The organism is Mucilaginibacter ginkgonis (assembly GCF_009754905.2).
In the GTDB taxonomy this organism is placed as follows: domain Bacteria; phylum Bacteroidota; class Bacteroidia; order Sphingobacteriales; family Sphingobacteriaceae; genus Mucilaginibacter; species Mucilaginibacter ginkgonis.
Genome location: NZ_CP066775.1, coordinates 2,558,752 through 2,579,380 on the forward strand (window position 1 = coordinate 2,558,752; position 20,629 = coordinate 2,579,380).

Sequence of the window (20,629 nt, forward strand, 5' to 3'; positions counted from 1 at the left end):
CGGCTACTTATTCATATGATTGACGATACAAATTTTAAAGCCTTGCATTCGTACTCGCAAAATGGCGAAGACATGTTATTGCGGGCTGTAATAGCGCAAGATCTTAACGGAAATCGCAAAGGTTTTTTTGTAGATATTGGGGCCCACCATCCGTTTAGAAATTCAAATACTGCATTTTTCTACGAAAACGGCTGGACAGGTATCAACATAGAGCCTACTCCTCAAGCTTTAAAGCTGTTTGAAGACGCACGGTCAAATGATATAAATTTAAACGTGGGCATTGGCGAGTTTCGCGAGACAAGAACACTCTATTGTTTTGAAGATTCTTCGCTCAATACGTTTGATAAAACAATTGCCGATAAACGTACAGAAGGTGTAACAGGTTCGGCAAATGTAGATATATACCCGCTAAGAGATATTCTTGATCAGCATTTACCCGCAGGAAAGAACATAGATTTTATAAGTATCGACACTGCAGGCTTAGATATCGCTTTGCTACAATCTAACGACTGGGATAAATATCGCCCTAAATATCTGTTGATTGAGGATGTTGACAGTGCGGGAACAGTAGACGTATCTGAGGTGTACAGCTTTTTGCATGAGCATGGCTACGAACAGATCTATAAAACCCCGCGCACGCTTATTTTTAAAGAAAGATAATTACTATATTATGCTAAACAACAAAGGCCTCTAATAAGAGGCCTTTGTTGTTTTTGATGCTATGCATTATTGATTAACAAATTTCTTAGCATTAACCTTACGCTCGTTTTCTGTAAGATAGATTTTACGCATACGTATGCTCTGCGGTGTAACCTCGATGTACTCGTCGGCTTGGATGTATTCCATAGACTCCTCTAAAGAGAATTTGATAGCCGGAGCAATACGAACGTTGGTATCGCTACCAGAAGCACGCATGTTTGTCAACTGTTTACCTTTAACCAGGTTTACTACCAGGTCATTATCGCGGATGTGCTCACCCATGATCTGGCCTTCATAAACATCCACTCCAGGATCTATAAAGAAACGGCCGCGGTCTTGCAGTTTATCAATAGCAAAAGCTGTGGTTTTACCGGTTTCCATAGAAACCAATACGCCGCTTAAGCGTCCCGGAATCTGACCTTTCCAAGGCTCATAAGCTTTAAAGCGATGTGCCATGATTGCCTCGCCACCAGTAGCGGTCAAAACGTTGTTACGTAAACCAATGATACCACGTGCAGGTATCTCAAATTCTAAGTGTTGCAGATCGCCTTTTGGCTCCATTACCAGTAAGTCACCTTTGCGCTGGGTTACCAGCTCAATAACTTTACCTGCAACATCACCCGGTACGTCAACTATTAAAGTCTCAACAGGCTCGCATTTTTGGCCGTCAATTTCTTTGATGATAACCTGCGGCTGGCCTACCTGTAACTCATAACCTTCGCGGCGCATGGTTTCTATCAAAACTGACAAGTGAAGGATACCACGGCCATAAACAAGGTAAGAATCCGGCGACTCTGTCTCAACTATCTTGAGCGCCAGATTTTTCTCCATCTCTTTATATAAACGGTCGCGCAAGTGGCGTGATGTTACAAACTTGCCTTCCTTACCAAAAAACGGCGAAGTGTTGATGGTGAACATCATGTTCATGGTAGGCTCATCAATGTGGATTACCTCCAATTGCTCGGGTTTTTCAAAATCGGCAATGGTATCACCAATGTCAAAACCATCGATACCAACAACAGCACAAATATCGCCCGACTGAACTTCGGTAGCTTTAACCTTACCCAAGCCTTCGAACGTGTATAATTCTTTAATTCTTGATTTTTGAATGGTACCATCGCGTTTCACCAAAGATACCGGCATGTTTTCTTTGATGGTACCACGTGCCACACGGCCGATAGCAATACGGCCTACAAAAGATGAATAATCTAACGAAGTGATTTGCATTTGCAGGCTGCCTTCTTTAATAGGCGCTGCAGGAATATTCTCCAGGATGGCATCCATCAACGGGAATATATTGTCTGTTGGCTGTTTGTAGTCAGTGCTCATCCAGCCTTGTTTAGAAGAACCGTAAATGACCGGGAAGTCAAGCTGCTCTTCAGTAGCTTCAAGGTTAAAGAACAATTCAAAGATCTGTTCATAAACTTCTTCAGGGCGGCAGTTTTCTTTATCAACCTTATTTACAACAACAATTGGTTTTAGGCCTAATGCCAAAGCCTTTTGTGTAACAAAGCGTGTTTGTGGCATAGCGCCTTCAAAAGCGTCGCAAAGCAACAATACACCGTCGGCCATTTTCAATACACGTTCAACCTCGCCGCCAAAATCGGCGTGTCCGGGTGTATCTATAATGTTGATCTTAACGTCTTTGTACATTACAGAAACGTTCTTAGAAACGATGGTGATACCGCGCTCGCGTTCCAGGTCATTGTTGTCGAGAATTAACTCGCCTGTTTCCTGGTTGTCACGAAAAATTGAGCAGCTGTGAAGAATTTTATCAACCAGTGTAGTTTTACCGTGGTCAACGTGTGCTATGATAGCAATATTGCGAATTTTGTTTTGCATGAAATGCGCCTCTTAAATTTTGCGCAAAGGTAAGCTTAAAATATGGCATAATAAAGCAAACACAGGTAATTGATATGTAAGGAAATTGATTATATGATGAATAAGTTAAGCAGGGGTTAAATATGATTTAAGTAGAAGCCTAACATTCTTACTCACCTGCGCATCTCAACTTCGAGTTTAAGATCTACTTGTCACCAACCCCGCAGTTCCTCCAACCCAGTTAAAATCTTTGTTATAACGCACGCCTATCATTTTACCGCGACTAAGACGGGCAAGGTTGATGGCAAGCGTTGGTCTGTCGTCGCCATCCGGCCAAAGGTATAACAAGCGTATTTCTGCCTTTACGCCGCCTTCGGGAGTTTGTACAACAGGTTCGTAGTTTACTTTTTCCTGTAGGATCCAGTTCTCCGGATTCTTTAAGTTGGAGATATCTTGGGGCTTCACATCAATGATCACGCCCTGTCCGGCAAAAGAGAATAACGGCTTTAGCACGTAATTCTCCAAATCGGAAGGAATGTCCTTTAGATCATTGGCGAAGACGCTTTTCGGAATATAAGCGCCTTCTAAAAATGGCATAGTGTATTTGCTTATGCGATAGAACCAGTTAGGGTGTGTAACCCATTCTACGTCCAAAGGCTGCCTAATGTCTACCACGCGGTTAAAAATATCCGGGTCGTTTTCTATCTCGTCAAATATCAATCGGTTGTAAATGCGTTTGATCTGTACAAGTTCATCATCCGCATAGTAGAAAAGCTTGTCTCCCCTTTGCTCTAACTCTTCTAATGCCACCGTTTTGATGCCCAGATACTTTTCGGTGAGCAAAAAGTCGACTGCTGTTTTCTGCTCGTGCGCATTTACATCCATCAATACCACTTCGTGAGGTTGATGGTCACCTAAGATAGTGCGTCGGAACAGGTCGATATATGACTCTTTATCCAGTCCGCTAAGGAACGGCTCCCAATCAGCATCAATGTTATAGGCTGATTTATAGTTTTCAGAGAGGTACACCTGGAAAGCATACAATGATGGAAAACCTTGCAACTCTATCAATTTAGGAGAAATGTCCCCATTGTCATCCTTACAAACGCCAAAATCAAGTGCTATAAAATGCGGATGGTCATTTTCATTTGGAAGTTTCCATTTTTCAGGGATCGCGGTTTCAGTCAATTGCTTAAAATCCGCTCGTAAAATAGTTTTCAGAATATCGTCGCCCGCTGCAACGAGCTTTTGCAAAAAATCATCAGGAATAAAAATTGGCGTTTCAGCCACACGAAAAGCAACCGGGTTTGGTAAGCCCTTGTTTAGGCGATCAAGCAGATCGGCAAATTTTTGCTCGGTAAAATCGTCGTTGAATTTTTTGCGTGCCGAAGGTTCCATAATTTGTATTTGAGCTAAACTGCAAAATACAAAGCTTAAAGGAGAATATTGTTTTAGTCTTATTCTTTGAAAACAGACAGTGTGTTCTTAGGCAAACATTGAGTTTTACCGCCCCGACAATAATGCCTCACAAGAAATTATTTATCGATATAAAACAAGCCGCCATTACACTTTAACTATAAATAAAAATTTTAGGTTAAAGAAAGTCATCCATGGCATGCTAATTGCAAATCCGTTAGCAAACAAATAAATCTTACTATGGAAACCATCGAAAAATCAGCAGAAGTTTTAAACGATCTGATAGAAATTAACAACGACCGTATAGCAGGTTTTGAAAAAGCGCTAGCCGATCTAACTGACAGCGACAGCGATTTGAAATCATTATTTCAACAATACAGCGAAGAAAGCCGCAAAAACAGCCAGGAGTTAACTGAGCTGGTAGCGCGTACAAACCAAAATGTAGAAACGGGCTCAAGCTTGTCAGGAACTTTGCACCGCGCATGGATCGATGTAAAGGCTACATTTAGCGGCCACGACCGTAAAAGCGTTTTAGAAGAATGCGAACGGGGCGAAGACGCTATTAAAAAAGCATACAAAGATGCCCTTTCAGACGGTCAGTTATCAGGCGAGTTTTATTCAACTGTTGCAGAGCAGGCAAGCACACAAGCTTTAGCACATGATCGCATCAAAGCATTGCGCGATAGTTCAAACTAAGCAAGTTTTAATATTAAAAAAGCCGGACGTTAGTTAACGTCCGGCTTTTTTTTTGCCCATACGGTATTAGCTGTCGCAAGGTTTCCAAGTAACATACAAGTTACAAAATTATTTTTAAGATAAATTTTATTGTCTTAAGTTTGTAATGGAATCTTATCCACTTATAATCACAGTGTTAACTATAAACGCCCTAATTATTAAACGCCTATGAAGAAGGTATATTTACTCTTCTTTATAGTTACGGGCTTTGTAATCGCAGGCTCTAGAAGTGCAAAGGCGCAAGCAAGCGCTACTGCAACATCCACCGCAAACATAGTTACGCCAATATCTATCGCCAAAACTGCGGATATGGCATTTGGCAATTTATCAACTTCGGGAACGGCAGGTACGGTTGTTTTAACTCCTGCCGGCTCGCGTACTAAAACAGGTGGCGTAACCCTGCCCGCTACAACCGGCACAGTAGCTGCGGCAGCTTTTACCGTTTCGGGGGTTGCGGCTTATACGTATGCAATCACTTTACCGTCAGGAACGGTGACATTGTCCAGCGGTGCTAACACTATGACTATTTCTACATTTACTAGCAATCCGGGCACTACGGGCACACTTAGCGCAGGCGGAACGCAAACTCTTAGCGTTGGTGCAACCCTAAATGTTGGTGCAAGCCAGGCAGCAGGTACATACACTACCGGCGCTTCGCCGTTTACGGTTACTGTAAATTACAACTAGAGTTTTCTGTATCTGCCAGTTTAAATGCTGTATTATCAAGAACTTACAGCTATTTTAAATTTTTATTTTGCAAACACCCGTCCAAACTCTATATTTGCAGTCCCAAAACAAGGGAGCTTAGCTCAGCTGGTTCAGAGCATCTGCCTTACAAGCAGAGGGTCACTGGTTCGAACCCAGTAGCTCCCACAAAGGCCACCTCAACAGGTGGCCTTTTTTTGTTTGCACACCTTGTGGTATTATACGAGGCAGAAAAGAAAGCCGTCGTTTTCTAAGCCGGCTTAGCCACTGATAAATAGCTTACTTTTCTATTTTTACCAACTTGCCTTCAGCATCGAAAATTAACTCTTTGTGCTTAATTTCGGCTTCATAGGTAATCTTTCCCACCGCATCAGTAACCCTACCCGTTTCCTTGATCTTCACATTACCCATTGCCTTTTTTATGTAGATTAAAGCTGGCGCAGGCAAAGCATTGGGTTGTAGTGCTTCAACTTGTTCTATAAATGCACCCGTGGGGGTAAACATAACGGACATGTCTTCGCCTGATCTTCCGCCCCAATTTGCGTCAAAATTGCCCTTTTCTTTTTCCCAGGTTACTTTGGCCGCACCGGGATATTTGCTCTTCAGCGCAATTTCCACGGCTGACGGAACATCCTTTTCTTTAACTTTTTGAGCAAGTGATGCTGTTGCTAATGCCAGGCATCCTGCCAGCGTAACAATTTTTGATGATTTCATAAATGTTTTTTATGCAATCTTAAGAGCAAATCTTGATTTTATCTTGTCGGGAATCTGATCTTTTATTGAATTGTATACAACTTAAGTACCAGTCCTGCCTATTCAAAATTTATTCAGTTTCATCATCGTACTTCGAAAATTATATGCGTGCTTGTTGTAAAAGATAAGCGGACTTAGGAAAGTGGGTACAAAAAACGCTATGGGAAAACATCTTTGGGGCGATGAGATGGAAATTCTAACAACTTTTATTTTATCAATTCGCAGATTAAAAACCTGAGTAAAAAATTACAGATGCCACCGGTAAAGATTATCTTAGGTCTGCATACGAAATGAGTTACCGGTTTACAGAATGATCAAACTGCTTGACAAATACAACCGTGTTAGTTTGCTGGTTACTGTCACCGTAACCATTATAACCGGGATCATTTACTATTTCACTATAAGCTATATTCTGACAGGGCAGGTTGATAAAGATCTTGTTGTTGAAGAAAACGAGATATTTGATTACGTTAAATTAAATTACAAACTCCCGCAGGTATTTAAGTCAGAAGACCTGAACATTCAATTTTTTCCCATAGGTCAAGATACGGTTCAACGGGTTTTTAAAAATGTGCAATACAATAATAAACGTGAGCATGATATTGAATCAGGCCGCAGTTTAATAAGCTCTGTATTAGTCAGGACACAACGTTATCGTATCGTCATCACAGAATCTAAAGTAGAAACAGAAGACTTAATAAGGGTGATATTTGCCATTACGATCATAATCGCTTTCGCCTTATTAACGGCGCTCTTGCTTATCAACCGAAAATTGATGCGCAATTTGTGGCGGCCTTTTTATCAAATGCTTCAGGAAATTAAGGGGTTTAACCTTGCCGACCGCAGCAAGATCACTAAGCCCGATACGGAAATAGAGGAGTTTTATGATCTTAATACCGAGGTTACCGCGATGTCTGAACGTGTGCAGCAGGACTATCAGTTATTAAAGAACTTTGTTGAAAACGCTTCGCATGAACTGATGACACCTCTTGCTGTGATCAACACTAAGCTAGATACACTTGTACAAGATCATGCTATTAGCGACTATCAGGGGCAGATATTAAGTGATGTTTACGCTACCGTTGGGAAACTAAAACAGTTGAACAAATCAATGTTAATACTGGCCCGCATAGAAAACAAATTGATTCCTGAATATGAAATTGTTGACCTTCAGGCCGAACTATTGCAAAAGGTTGAAGATTTTAAAGAGCTCGCTGCTCCAAAAAACATTTTCATTACGGCGCAAACAAGTATTGTGACAATTTCGGCGAGTAGGGATTTGTTGTCTATCCTCCTCAGTAATCTTATATTAAATGCGATAAGGCACAACCGCGAGGGCGGGATGGTGGCTGTTACTCTTACTAGTAATAGCCTTAAGGTTTGTAATACCGGCAGCCTGGAACCACTGGATAGCGATCAAATTTTTCAGCGTTTCTACAAGTCGCCGGAGTCTGAAGGTACCGGTTTAGGTTTGACGCTGATAAAAGAAATTTGTGACGGTCATGGCTTTGATCTGGCGTACAGCTTCGAGGAAAACCTGCATTGCTTTTCTATAGTATTTTAACAGAGATGTACCCAGTTTTTTTTCAGAATCAAAAAGTATTTTAGCTACGTCATGCGATTCAGACTTTGTATTCTCTTAGTGTCTTTTGCAACGTTCTGTCACGGTCAAACGCGTACGCTTGATGGTTTTGTAGACGCTGCCCTAACCAGCAGCCCGCTAATAAAAGATCTTAACAACCAAATACTTGCAGCGCAGTTAGACAGTCTGCGCATTAAAGCAGGCTTTAAGCCACAGGTGTCTGGAAATGCAATTGGTTTATATGCCCCCGTTATCCATGGGTATGGTTACTCTACCGCAATTACTAATGGGCAGCAGCTTACGGGTTTGATAACTGTTGATAAGCAGTTTATAGGCAGAACTTATTTGAATGCTCAGTTGCAAAGCATTCTCAACCAGAAAGATTCTTTACGTAATACAATTCGCCTGTCTGAACAGGATTTGCGGAAAACGGTCATCGCGCAATACATAAGCGCTTATGGCAGTCAGGAGCAAAGGCGATTTAATAAAAAAATAGTTGATCTGCTTACACAAGAAGAGGCAGCGTTGTTGAAGCTTACCCGCTCAAACGTCTATAAGCAAAGCGACTACCTGGCGTTTTTGGTAACGCTTAAGCAAGCGCAGCTAAGCCTTTCACAATCGGTATTGCAGTATAAGGCAGACTATTCAACGCTAAAATATCTTGCGGGTATAAGGGACACCACACTCGACTCTTTAAGCAAACCTGATCTAAAACCGGCCTACCTTACGGACCGCACGCAGAGTATTTTCTTTAAACAGTTTCAGTTGGATAGTTTACGCATACGAAATCAAAATCAATTGATAGACTATGCTTATAAACCAAAACTGCATGCCTATGTTGATGGCGGTTACAATTCTGACTTAAGCGCAGAATACTATCAGCATTTTGGCGCAAGCGCGGGCTTTGGATTATCAGTACCGATTTACGATGGCGGCCAGCGTAAACTTGCACATAAGAGGGTTCAGCTAGAGGAGCAAACCCGCCAGCAGTATAAATCATTCTTCGATAAACAATATACGCAACAAATTTACCAGCTAAGAGAGCAAATCGCGGGTTATGATACTCTATTAACAGATATTCAAACCCAATTTAAATATTCAGAATCGCTTATTAAAGTAGATACAAAATTGCTCCAAACGGGCGACCTCAAAATAGCAGACCTGATACTGGCTGTAAATAATTACTTCTCTATCAGGAATTTATTAACTACCAATACCATTAATCAACTGCAATTAATAAATCAACTCAATTATTATAACAGATAATGACCCGGTACAAATTACCAGCTTTTACCATATTTTGCCTTTGCGCAACAACATTGTTGTCGTGTGGTACCGGTGGAAACGCTGACAGCGGATCTGATGAAAGCGCCGCGTCTGCTGTAACACCGGTCACAGTTACACAAATAAAAACCGGTGAAATCGCCGATACTTTATCTTTAAGTGCGAAGTCTGTTTTCTTGCAAAAGAATTATGTAAAGGCCAATGCCATCGGTTATCTGCAAAAGGTGATGGTAGTTCCCGGTCAATATGTACAAAAGGGACAGTTATTATTCCTGTTAAAAACCAAGGAAGCCCAAAGTATTGGCAACGCGATAAACGTATTAGACACCACATTCAAATTTTCCGGGTTGAATCGTATCAGAGCTTCAAGTAGTGGCTATATCACACAACTGGATCATCAGTTGGGCGACTATGTTCAGGACGCCGACCAACTGGCTGTTATTAGTGATCATAACAGTTTCGCATTCTTGCTGCAAGTACCTTATGAGCTTAACAAGCTAATAGCAAGCAACCAAAATTTAGTCCTCACACTGCCCGATGGTACAAAACTCAACGGTCACATCACATCGGTAATGCCTAATGTTGATACGCTGGCGCAAACGCAAGGCCTTGTTGTAAAAGTTAACAGCGCCAAGCCATTGCCTGAGAACCTGGTGGCAAAAGCGAAATTGATTAAAGCTGCTAACGCGCAGGCGGCAATGCTGCCAAAAGCAGCTGTGCTTGCAAACGAAACCCTTACAGAATTTTGGGTAATGAAGGTAACGAATGACAGCACGGCTGTAAAGATACCTGTTAAAAAAGGGATAGAAACAGGGTCGTATATAGAGATTACTTCTCCTGTATTCAAATCCTCAGACAGGATTTTACTTTCGGGAAATTATGGCTTGGCAGACACTGCTAAAATAAGGATCGCCAAACAATGAAGTTTACCAGCGATTTTTTTGTTAAGTACAAAACCCCGGTAAGCTTAATGCTACTCATCTTGTTGATGGGCGGCGGATTCGCATACACACGTTTACAAACTTCTTTGTTTCCGGAGATCACGTTTCCAAAGATCAAGATCATTGCGGATGCCGGTTTGCAGCCGGTTGATAAAATGATGGTAACGGTAACCAAGCCGCTTGAAAACGCTGTTAAACAAGTGCCGGATTTACAATACGTCCGCAGTACTACAAGCCGGGGCAGTTGTGAAATATCGGCATTTATGAACTGGGATGCGGATATCGACATCAGCCAGCAGCGTATCGAGTCGAGCATTAATCAGATAAAGAACAATCTGCCGCCGGAAGTAAATGTTACCGTTCAGAAAATGAACCCGTCCATTCTACCGGTAAGCGGATATACACTAGAGAGCCACAATAAATCGCCGATAGAGCTTAAGCAAATTGCTACTTACACGGCTAAACCCTTTCTGTCGCAGGTTACAGGTGTATCAGAGATAAGGGTAATTGGGGGTAAAACCAAAGAGTATTGGTTAGTGCTTGATGTTCAAAAGATGAGCAGCCTGGGCATCACGCCCGATATGATCACCAATACGCTTACACAAACAAACTTTATAAAGTCTGAAGGTTATTTGTCGGCATATAAAATGCTTTACCTAACCGTAATGGATGCCACCGTGCTTACCCGTGATAAGTTAGGCGAAATTGTGATCAGCAACGATAGGAAACGGGTGATTCAGCTCAAAGATATTGCCAATGTGCAGATCAACCCCGGAATAGAATATACCAAGATAAACGCTAACGGGCACGAGGGTGTTCTTATCGCAGTTATAAAGCAGCCGAATGCAAACTTGGTAGAACTTTCTGACGCGATGAGTAGAAAGATTACTGCGTTGCAGAAGATACTTCCGCCCGGTGTAACAATAAAACCTTACTATGTGCAGGCCGATTTTGTTAAAGATGCCATACGCAGTGTTACAGATAGCCTCTGGATAGGATTAGTGCTAGCCATTGTAGTGGCTATGATCTTTTTGCGTTCGCTAAAAGCAAGTGCTACTATACTGATCACTATCCCTGTAACGTTAGCTTGCACGCTGCTGATTTTATATGTAAAGGATTCCACTTTTAATATCATGACGCTGGGCGCCATTGCGGCGGCCATAGGTTTGATCATCGATGACGCTATAGTTGTTGTAGAACAGATCCATAGAACACATGAGGAACACCCCGATGAGCCTATCACCGCGCTTATTCATGAAGCGATAGGTTACCTGCTGCCTGCCATGATAGCCTCATCGCTTAGCACTATTGTTATTTTCATTCCATTTGTACTAATGACGGGTGTTGCCGGAGCATACTTCAAGATCATGACTAATACCATGATCATTACTTTGATTTGCTCTTTTGTAATTACCTGGATTGGTTTACCTGTTGTTTACCTGTTGCTAACGCGCAAAAAAAAACGAAATCAAAAAGCGACGGAAGAACATCACGTTAAAAAGCAACGCTGGGTATCGTTCTTTATTCATAAGCCGGTAATCAGTCTGTTATTCACGCTAATATTAATTGCAGTGATTATCTTCATTCCGGGCAGGCTAGAAAGCGGGTTCTTGCCCGATATGGATGAAGGTAGTATTGTGCTTGATTATACCTCGCCGCCGGGGACATCGCTCGAAGAAACAGACCGCATGCTGCGCGAAGTGGAAAAGATCATTATTAAAAATCCGGATGTTTCTGCCTATTCACGCCGAACGGGGACGCAGATGGGTTTCTTTATTACAGAACCGAATACGGGCGACTACCTGATACAATTAAAAAAGAAAAGGGATAAAACAACAGAAGATGTGATCAGCGGCCTGCGGGGCGCTATAGAGTCGACCCAGCCTGCTTTGCGCATAGATTTCGGACAGGTTATCGGTGATATGCTGGGCGATCTGATGACGTCGACCCAACCCATCGAGATAAAGGTGTTTGGAAATGACCAGCGTGTTTTACAAAGTTTATCTAAAAAGGTCGCGCATGTAGTTGAGGGTGTAAAAGGGACTGCCGATGTTTTCGACGGAATTGTTATAGCAGGCCCATCGCTCGAGATCCAGCCAAATTACGGCAAACTGGCGCAGTATAACCTGACACCAAATATGCTGCAAACGCAGGTGCAAAATTCGCTTGAAGGAAATATCGCAGGTAATCTTATAGAAAAGGAGCAATTGTCGCCTATCCGAATGGTGTACCCGGGAAACCGTTCACTTGATGTTTCCGGTTTGCAAAAGCAAAACATCTTTTTGAGCAACGGCAAATTGCTACCGTTGGCTGAGGTTGCTACCGTAAACATACATCCTGGCGACGCAGAAATACAACGCGAAAACCTCCAATCTATGGGCGTAATAACCGCCAGATTAGACAACGGCAGTTTAGGGAGTGTTGTGCCGGTAATAAAGAAACAAATAGAACAAAAGATAAATTTACCAACCGGCTATCACATAAGTTATGGCGGCGCCTATGCAGAGCAGCAGCAGTCGTTTAAAGAATTGCTGATCATTTTGGTCACCGCCAGCTTGTTGGTTTTTTGTGTAATACTGTTTTTGTTCCGCGACATCAGAGTAGGCTTGGTCATCTTGGGTGTTGCAGTTTTGGGAATAGCCGGCAGTTTTCTTGCCTTATATATAACACATACGCCACTTAACGTTGGAAGCTATACAGGCTTGATCATGATAGTAGGCATCATTGGCGAGAACGCGATCTTTACTTTCTGGCAGTTTAAAGAAAGTGCCCGCGCCAGCACTATAGATGAGGCCATCATATTTTCCATTTCCACACGCCTGCGTCCTAAGCTAATGACCGCTTTAGGTGCTATAATAGCCTTAATGCCGCTTGCACTAGGCATCGGAGCGGGAGCGCAGTTGCACCAGCCCCTTGCCATTGCCGTTATTGGCGGGTTTATAGTGGCTTTGCCCTTATTGTTGATTGTCTTACCGAGCACGCTTCGTGTTATTTTTGGAAAGAAAACACTAGATGAACACATGCTCTAATCCAATATTTATTCAGAATCCCTTTTTAAATAGCTGAAAAAATCAATCATGATAACTAAAATGCCCCTATTAGCAGGAGCCTTATTAATGGTCTCTTCGGCTTTTGCTCAACAAAAATCGGCCCTGCATATCAGCAATAATTTCCCAATTAAAAGTTCCGGTGGATGGGATTACATCACAGTAGACGGGCCTAACAAACGCATGTTTGTAAGCCATGGTACGCAGGTAAACATTTTAAGCACTGCCGGCGATTCGCTTGGCGTTATTACCGGAACAAACGGCGTGCATGGGATTGCATTAGTGAAACCGCTTAATAAAGGTTACACCAGTAACGGCCGGGATAATGCTTGTACAGTGTTTGATCTAACAACCTACAAGCCAATCGCTCAGATCAAGGTTGGTACTAATCCCGACGCTATATTTTACGACGACTTTTCTAAAAAAGTGTTTGTTTTCAATGGACGCAGTCAGGATGCTTCGGTGATAGACCCTGCTACAGATCAGGTTGTCGCGACCATTCCATTGGGTGGAAAGCCGGAAACAGGTGTGTCTGACGGAAAAGGAAAAGTCTTTGTCAATTCCGAGACAACAAATGAGGTGATCGCAATAGATGCCAACACTTACAAGGTAATTGCCCGTTACAAACTGATCGATGGGGATGAACCATCCGGCCTGGCTATTGATCGTGCTACAAACCGCTTGTTTGTAGGGTGTGGCGGTAACCAAACGCTGATTGTAATGGATGCAGCCAACGGAAAAAATGTAGCGAGGTTTAAAATCGGCGATACGGATGGTGTCGCTTTTGATCCGGCTTTAAAATTGGTTTATACGTCAAACGGCGACGGTAGCTTATCTATAATCAAAGAGATGTCAGCAAATAAGTTTGTTCAATACACGAACTTACCTACAGAGGTAAGCGCCCGCACTATTGGCTTAGATGAAATTACCCATAAGATATACCTTCCAGCCGCGAAGACAGAACCTGTACAATCATCCGCTGACGGAAAAAAATCACAGCCAAAACAAGTGCCCGGTTCTTTTCACATTATAGAAATATCGCAATAAGACTATAATTTTTAAAAAAGGGCAGTTGATTAATTCGGCTGCCCTTTTGTTAATTATAACATCACAATAATTCAGGCAGATGAAAATATTGATCATTGAAGATGAACCAGCACTTCGTGATAGTATTAAAACATACTTATCAGGAGATGGTAATATCTGCGAAACGGCGTTTGATTATCATTCGGCAATCGGTAAGGTAAGTTTATACCGGTATGACTGTATACTTTTGGATATTACCCTGCCAAATGGCAATGGTTTGGACATCTTAAGGTATCTAAAAGATCAAAAGTTTGAGGATGGTATACTGATCATATCTGCAAAAAACTCTTTAGATGACCGGGTGACTGGTTTAGATTTAGGAGCAGATGATTACCTTACTAAGCCCTTTCATCTTTCAGAACTGAAAGCGCGGGTAGCGGCCATTGTCCGCCGTAAGTCTTTCCGGGGCAATGAAAAATTGGTGTATCAGGAAATTATGATCGACTTGGTGGGTAAGGATGTAAAGATCAATGACATTACTCTAAAACTAACGCCAAAAGAATATGCCTTGCTAATTTACTTCATTGCCAATAAAGGCAAGGTTGTTTCAAAGAATGCTATTGTAGAACACTTGTGGGGCGATAGTTTTGATGTGGCTGACAATTTTGATTTCATTTACTCCCACATTAAAAACCTGCGAAAAAAAATTATTGATGCCGGCGGAAAGGAATATATACAAGCTGCTTATGGCTTAGGCTATAAGTTTGGAAGTAATAACTCGTAACAGCTTAACCCCTGTTATAATTGCATAGAAAAACTAAGCCCTAAGTTTCCGTCACGATACGACGGGACCAAGATCGAGCTCGTTTTTGGCTGCTTTTTCAATTCGTTGGGCAGATCTTTGTTTCGTTCCTTTTCACGGCCGGCTTTTGTGAGGTGATTGCGCAAATAAGGATAAATTAAATAAGCGGCCTTGGTTGATAAGATGCCCAAGCCCGCACCGGCAACAACATCACTAAACCAATGGTCCTGATGATAAATGCGGAAAATACCGGTAGTGGTAGCGAAACCGTAACCTACTGCGCTATAGACCCACGATTTTGCCCCAAGCTCTTGCGACATAAATTCTGCCTCGGCAAAAGCATTTGTAGTATGTCCTGATGGAAACGAATAATAATCTGCGTTATTTGGCCTTAAACGGTGCGACGCATGTTTTACAATAAACGCTGTTCCGCTCGCAATTCCTTCTGATAATACGAACAGCAATGTCCGGTCTAAAAAAGTGTTCTTACCATGTATGCCTACCAGATTTAAACCGTAGGTAAGTACTACCGGCGCGTATTGAAAGTAGTCCTCAATATGAGAACGTACCACAAAATTGTGATCATTTGCCTGTTGGTAAATAGACCTGTCTAACCTGCGTAATGGTTCAATGGCAAATGACGATGCTCCATAAGCAAGCATTACCGCCGGCGGAATAAAGGTCCAGCCCTTGCTGTGGAGATGTTTAACGGTATCCGGCGCTGTGGTTAAATCCTTTTTAATGGTGTCCGCAATGTTTTTCTTAGCCGTATCAACTTGCGCATAAACGTTTTGCAGACAAAAAAATAAAATGGCTGTAAATAACGCTAGTCGTTGACGTTTCATATGTTAGTTCTGTAGGTATAAGCACTTGTCGGTGCTCATCGGCGAGTTACTAAATCAATCTGTAGAGATTTTGAATTTATTAACTTAAAATTAACATTTAAGAAATATTAGAGTTAGACTTCATCTCAAAAGTTAGTCGTGCCTAAGCGGTTGACGTAAGTTATATTTAGGTTTACATTTGTAGTGTGTCCTTAAGATTTCTGCCCCACGTAATACTAAGATGCCCCGGGTCAAGTTACCTGGGCTATAAACCGAATGACTTAAGTGGACTTTCAAATAACAGGCATTTTTTAGCGGCGTTATACCTGTCGAATCCGCAGTACTTTGGAATCTTAAAACGAAAAGATTTCAATCCGGATCAACTTGCTGACAAAGAGGCTCTAACGTTGCAGAACTATTATAATCGTTTCTGCTTTAGGGTTACACCATTTGGTGCATTCGCTTCATTTACCATCTTAAACTGGACGGATGATCCCACTCATGAAATTATCCGATTATCGTCACCAAATCTCCATCTTCTCCCCGACCAGCATTACCGGCAAAGTTTATTGAAGTTGGCTGGCAATGGGCAATTATGCGTTAACGCAACCCTTTATAAACAAGGAAGATCTTTCAGGTTTGTAAAAACAGAGTTGCCTCAGGATGGCACGGCTTACAAATATTCCTTAACCACGTTCGATGCGGATAAATTACTGTCCGGATTGATTAAAAATTTTCGTCATAGCGTTTTTACCAATGACGATGTAATATCTAAATTACAAAAAGCTACAGATTGTAATGAAGATGACGCTGTCAATTACATCAATTATTTGGTGGAATCAGGCATTGTTCAAGACAATATTCTTCCCGCCACTTTACACAATACAGGCATTAGCAGCCGCCAAGATGTTCTTTATTCGGACGTTGAAAGGATGATAGATGCAGAAAAGCAGATGCACGCTGCGGTTGATAACGTTTTAGAGGGACAAGCGATTTTTTATACCAATCTTCAACGCTACACGGCAGACGGTCTATCAACCAATTATCAGCAAAAATTAAAAGATGCCGTCAAAGCTTTGCAGGCTTTGGTTCTTTATGAACCCCATAAGCTGCTAAGTGATTTCGCCACTGCGTTCGAAAAGCGTTACGAGCGTATGGCCATGCCGTTATTACAGGTTTTAGACCCCGTAACAGGAATTGCCTACGGCAATAACGCACAAGATGAAATTCCGGCATTATTGAAGGATATCGATTTTGCCAAATTAAAACAGCAGCAGACGAATATACAATGGACGGCAACACATAAATTATTGTTGCAGAAGATGGCCTCTGCTCACGGCAAGCCGATTTTCATAACGGACGAAGACATCGCCTCGTTGGAAGCTAGAAATGAAAAGCAGGTGCCCTTACCGCCTTCAACTGCATTGCTATTCACTATTGCAGATGGCCAAATAGGCATCGACACCTTTGGCGGCGTTTCTGCAAACGGTTTGGTGGGCCGTTTTACATTATTAGATGACCAAATTTTTACAGCCGCGAAGTCAGTAGCTGATAAAGAGGAAGCGCTCCATCCTGAGGTGATTTTTGCTGAGATCAATCACCTTATGGACAGCCATACTGATAATATCAATCGCCGGAGGACAGTTTATAACTACGAGATTTGTATCAACACTTTCCCAAGTCCCGGGGTTCAGCAGATTTATCTAGAAGACCTCTATATCAGCATCAAACAAAGCGAAGTAGTACTCTACTCTTTAACAAAAAAGAAACGCATCATACCAAGGTTCTCATCAGCATATAATCATCAAAGGAATGATCTAAACATTTTTAGATTTCTGGCAGATCTACAGTATCAGAATGTGCGCTATGACTTCAGTTTCAGCCTGGAAAAGTTCTTCCCAAATTTGGATTATTACCCCGGTGTATTTTTTAATGACATCCGATTATCCCCCGCAAAATGGCGTCTTGACAAGGATATTATCACATCACTTACCGCAAATTCTATTGAGACAAACCTTCACGGATTAAAAGCTTATCGTACAGCACATCTAGTTCCGACTACAATTACTTTAGGCGAAGCGGATAAGCGGCTTTATTTTGATCTGGGTGTTGAGACGCAAGCCAAACTTTTCCTGAGTAATTTAAAGGCACTTAACAGTGCAACAATTGAGGAGTTTTCTTTGCCTGCAAGCACGCAAACCACCTGCGACGGTAAGTTGATGATCAACCAGTTTGTAGCGTTTTTAGCTAATTCAGAAACTGTATACAAGGGTATTGCGAATCCACTTGTCAATATCAAAAAAGAAACTACCCGCGACTTTGCGCCCGGCAGCGATTGGCTATTTGTAAAAATATATTGTTCACCCCTTGTTGCGGATGAGATAATTGCTCGTACACTCGCTCCTTTTATGCGAAAACTGACCATGCAACAAGCAGACAAATGGTTCTTTGTCCGCTATTACGAAGGCGGGCATCACATCAGGTTACGGATTCATTTAAAAAATGATGAAGTGCATAATACATTGGATAAGGTAAATGCTGCCCTATGTACCCATATCGATTCGGGTGCTATTACTTCCCTGACTGTTGACACCTATAAGCGCGAATTGGAACGGTATAGCGGGGATATCATCGCGGGGGTTGAAACCTTGTTTTACAAAAGCAGCATAGTTGTTGCGGCCTATCTGAGAAGCCTTGACGCCAATGCAGCCATTTATCCATATTATCTTTTCGGCTTCAGTTCTGTGTTGTCGATGATTGACATTTATTGTCCGGATTTGACCGATCAGATCGCATTTGTCGAAACAGTTACTGATAATTTCTTGCTGGAATACGGTAACCAAAAAGAATTACGAATTGATTTGGATAAAAAATATCGCGCGCTGTCCCGCGAGCTATTATACTTAAAACCGGCTGAAGTGTATGAGCGGCTAAGGCTTACCAAAAAGCAACTCCAGTTTGAAACTTGTTTTGAAGCAGTTTTAAACAACTTAACATGCGACTCTAATGAAAGGCGCAAGCAACTGGTAGCAGATATTATCCATATGCACCTTAACCGTATATTTGCGCAAAACCAGCGCGACCACGAAATGGTGATCTATTATTGCTTAAATAAAAAGTTGCGATCTGACCTGGCTAAAAGTAAGCAAGCCAAACCCTAGTTTTTTCGTTTGCTCTGTAAAGTAAACTTGGTGATCTCTTGTAAAAAGAATTCCCTGTAAGTAGTACCGATAGGTAAATCAATATCATGCTCTATTTTAACTGTATTGCCTTCAATAGCAACAATTTTGCTTTTGTTGATGATGTATGATTTATGTATCCTTAAAAAGCCTTTGTCGGTAAGCGACCGTTGAATTTCGCTCATGGTAAGATATGTAATGAAATTTTTGCCGTCATTAGTATGTATCAGCACGTAGTTTTTAAGCCCTTCTATGTACAGTATGTTGTGCAAAGTGATCTGTACAAACTTGCCTTTCACACCCGGGTTGATGAATAAGGCATCAGCCTGAAAATCTATGTTGCCCTGGTGTACATTATGCCGGCTGGCCATGACTTTGTTTACCGCCTGAAGGAATCTTGGGAAAGAAACAGGTTTCAGCAAAAAGTCTTGTGCCTGCACATCAAAAGCTTTAACTGCGTATCGGGCATGCGCGGTACAAAAAATAACAGATATATTTTGTGGTAGTAGCTTAGCTATCTCAATGCCCGATAGGGTTGGCATATCTACATCAAGGAAGACAAGGTCAACATCACCGGCGTTCAGTACTTTGCTCATACCATCTACTGCCGATGATGAACTGCCCACCAGCGTAAGGCTGCTCGTTTCTTGAATGTAGCTGCTTAGTGTGTCAATAGAATACGGCTCATCATCAATTATAAAGCAGTTCATCCTTTTGTATAGTTAATGTAGCCGCGTAAATATTATCTATGTCGTATACTTTAAAAGAAAACCTGTCACCATAGGTCTTACCCAATCTTTTTACCATGTTATCCTGCCCAATACCCGTGCCACTATTGTTTAATTTTTTATGATTTGATATTTTAAATATTATTTCTTCTGAATTACTTTCAAGCACAATTCGCACCGGTTGCCGGGAATCAGTAGTTTCGCCGTATTTAAATGCGTTTTCTACAAGAGTAAGTAAAATAAGTGGTGGAATGCGGTCGCCGTCTATCTTGCCGTTTATGTCAAAATTTACATACACGGGTTTGTCCAAACGGTGCTGGTTCAGTTTAATGTAGTTGCGCACGTGCTGTATTTCATCGCCAAGGGCAACCTTGTTATCGTATCCGGGTGTTTCAAGAGCGTATCTCATCATATCAGACAACAATAAAACAACCTCGCCCGCCTCTCTGGAATATTTAGCAACCTTGTTATGTACTAAACCAAGGCTGTTAAACAAAAAGTGCGGGTCTATTTGCGATTTTAATAAAGTTAACTCATTATGCAGTCGTTCTTTTTCGTTCATTAGTGCGTTAAGCTCCAGATCAGCGGTTTTTCTACGGAGCGACTCAGCTACCATGCTAAATCCAAATGCAGAACTTAGGCCAATAAAATAGAAGGCCCGCCATGTACCATTTCTTATAAATCCTTCAATATTGTCGAGGCTCTTATCGTTTTCAATCCCAGAAATTTTGTACGCCTCGCCTAACAAATACTTAACGCCTAAATAGACCATTATTTCTATAAGTACAAGGCCGATTATGAATGGTATAGGCTTGGCCTTTTCTGTAAGGACACGACAGAACAGATTGCTATGAATGTAAAACAGTGAGATATTGAGTGTATAAGCAGTAACATAATCTACAACCGGCGCAAACCCGCCACTGTAAGAGTAACTAACCGCTACCTCATAAATGATAAAAACCGCCCAAAATGTAAAATGATACCTGGGTTTTCCAAAAACGGGATTTCGGTGATATTGATAATAATTCATTTTGTATCCCCAATATTTCTGTTGGTGTAATAAAGTTTAGGCTACGCCTAAGTCGGA

General features: G+C 41.7%; 16 protein-coding genes and 1 tRNA gene. 11 read left to right on the plus strand and 6 right to left on the minus strand.

The features are described from left to right. The first annotated feature begins 15 nt into the window (after positions 1-15). On the plus strand, positions 16-660 hold the full coding sequence (locus GO620_RS11950; RefSeq protein ID WP_157525590.1) for an FkbM family methyltransferase: 645 nt from the start codon (positions 16-18) through the stop codon (positions 658-660). Positions 661-726: 66 nt separating this feature from the next. Here GO620_RS11950 and typA read toward each other — a convergent pair whose 3' ends face one another. Both typA and GO620_RS11960 read right to left on the minus strand, forming a co-directional pair. Beyond that, the gene (gene typA / locus GO620_RS11955) at positions 727-2,541 is read right to left on the minus strand and encodes a translational GTPase TypA (protein ID WP_157525591.1); all 1,815 of its coding nucleotides are present in this window, start codon (positions 2,539-2,541) and stop codon (positions 727-729) included. Positions 2,542-2,718: 177 nt separating this feature from the next. Further along, complete coding sequence (locus tag GO620_RS11960; RefSeq protein WP_157525592.1) at positions 2,719-3,918, minus strand: ATP-grasp domain-containing protein; 1,200 nt, start codon at positions 3,916-3,918, stop codon at positions 2,719-2,721. Positions 3,919-4,176: 258 nt separating this feature from the next. Here GO620_RS11960 and GO620_RS11965 point away from each other — a divergent pair, with 258 nt between their 5' ends. From GO620_RS11965 to GO620_RS11975, 3 genes are all read left to right on the plus strand, one after another. Further along, positions 4,177-4,632 (plus strand): ferritin-like domain-containing protein, encoded by a 456-nt coding sequence (locus GO620_RS11965; protein ID WP_157525593.1) that lies wholly within the window; start codon positions 4,177-4,179, stop codon positions 4,630-4,632. 207 nt (positions 4,633-4,839) lie between these two features. After that, positions 4,840-5,358, plus strand: coding sequence for a DUF4402 domain-containing protein (locus GO620_RS11970; RefSeq protein ID WP_157525594.1), 519 nt, complete (start codon positions 4,840-4,842; stop codon positions 5,356-5,358). Between the two features lie 111 nt (positions 5,359-5,469). Further along, positions 5,470-5,544, plus strand: a tRNA-Val gene (locus tag GO620_RS11975). A gap of 111 nt (positions 5,545-5,655) precedes the next feature. Here the strand turns inward: GO620_RS11975 and GO620_RS11980 are convergent. Further along, complete coding sequence (locus GO620_RS11980; protein WP_157525595.1) at positions 5,656-6,090, minus strand: hypothetical protein; 435 nt, start codon at positions 6,088-6,090, stop codon at positions 5,656-5,658. Positions 6,091-6,439: 349 nt separating this feature from the next. On the opposite strand from GO620_RS11980, the gene GO620_RS11985 reads away from it, so the two are divergent. The 6 genes from GO620_RS11985 to GO620_RS12010 all read left to right on the plus strand — a co-directional run bounded on the left by GO620_RS11985 (position 6,440) and on the right by GO620_RS12010 (position 14,793). After that, complete coding sequence (locus GO620_RS11985; RefSeq protein ID WP_157525596.1) at positions 6,440-7,693, plus strand: sensor histidine kinase; 1,254 nt, start codon at positions 6,440-6,442, stop codon at positions 7,691-7,693. A 51-nt stretch (positions 7,694-7,744) separates the two neighbouring features. Beyond that, complete coding sequence (locus tag GO620_RS11990; protein ID WP_157525597.1) at positions 7,745-8,977, plus strand: TolC family protein; 1,233 nt, start codon at positions 7,745-7,747, stop codon at positions 8,975-8,977. Further along, complete coding sequence (locus tag GO620_RS11995; RefSeq protein ID WP_157525598.1) at positions 8,977-9,918, plus strand: efflux RND transporter periplasmic adaptor subunit; 942 nt, start codon at positions 8,977-8,979, stop codon at positions 9,916-9,918. The genes GO620_RS11990 and GO620_RS11995 overlap by 1 nt, the downstream gene beginning before the upstream one ends. Beyond that, entirely contained in the window at positions 9,915-12,965 is a 3,051-nt protein-coding gene (locus tag GO620_RS12000) for an efflux RND transporter permease subunit (protein WP_157525599.1), read from the plus strand. Before GO620_RS11995 ends, GO620_RS12000 begins: the two co-directional genes overlap by 4 nt. Positions 12,966-13,013: 48 nt before the next feature. Further along, a complete protein-coding gene (locus tag GO620_RS12005; protein WP_157525600.1) occupies positions 13,014-14,030 on the plus strand; it encodes a YncE family protein in 1,017 nt (338 codons plus the stop codon). A 79-nt stretch (positions 14,031-14,109) separates the two neighbouring features. Further along, a complete protein-coding gene (locus tag GO620_RS12010) occupies positions 14,110-14,793 on the plus strand; it encodes a response regulator transcription factor (protein ID WP_157525601.1) in 684 nt (227 codons plus the stop codon). 14 nt (positions 14,794-14,807) lie between these two features. On the opposite strand, the gene GO620_RS12015 is transcribed toward GO620_RS12010, so the two are convergent. Continuing rightward, positions 14,808-15,656, minus strand: a complete 849-nt coding sequence (locus GO620_RS12015; protein ID WP_157525602.1) for a phosphatase PAP2 family protein — start codon at positions 15,654-15,656, stop codon at positions 14,808-14,810. A gap of 185 nt (positions 15,657-15,841) precedes the next feature. Here GO620_RS12015 and GO620_RS12020 point away from each other — a divergent pair, with 185 nt between their 5' ends. Beyond that, positions 15,842-18,796: a lantibiotic dehydratase gene (locus tag GO620_RS12020; protein WP_157525603.1), complete on the plus strand. Its 2,955-nt coding sequence runs from the start codon at positions 15,842-15,844 to the stop codon at positions 18,794-18,796. Here GO620_RS12020 and GO620_RS12025 read toward each other — a convergent pair. Both GO620_RS12025 and GO620_RS12030 read right to left on the minus strand, forming a co-directional pair. Next, positions 18,793-19,524: a LytR/AlgR family response regulator transcription factor gene (locus GO620_RS12025; protein ID WP_157525604.1), complete on the minus strand. Its 732-nt coding sequence runs from the start codon at positions 19,522-19,524 to the stop codon at positions 18,793-18,795. The two genes, GO620_RS12020 and GO620_RS12025, sit on opposite strands and share 4 nt — an antisense overlap. Continuing rightward, positions 19,505-20,572: a sensor histidine kinase gene (locus tag GO620_RS12030; protein ID WP_157525605.1), complete on the minus strand. Its 1,068-nt coding sequence runs from the start codon at positions 20,570-20,572 to the stop codon at positions 19,505-19,507. Before GO620_RS12030 ends, GO620_RS12025 begins: the two co-directional genes overlap by 20 nt. Positions 20,573-20,629: the final 57 nt, after the last annotated feature.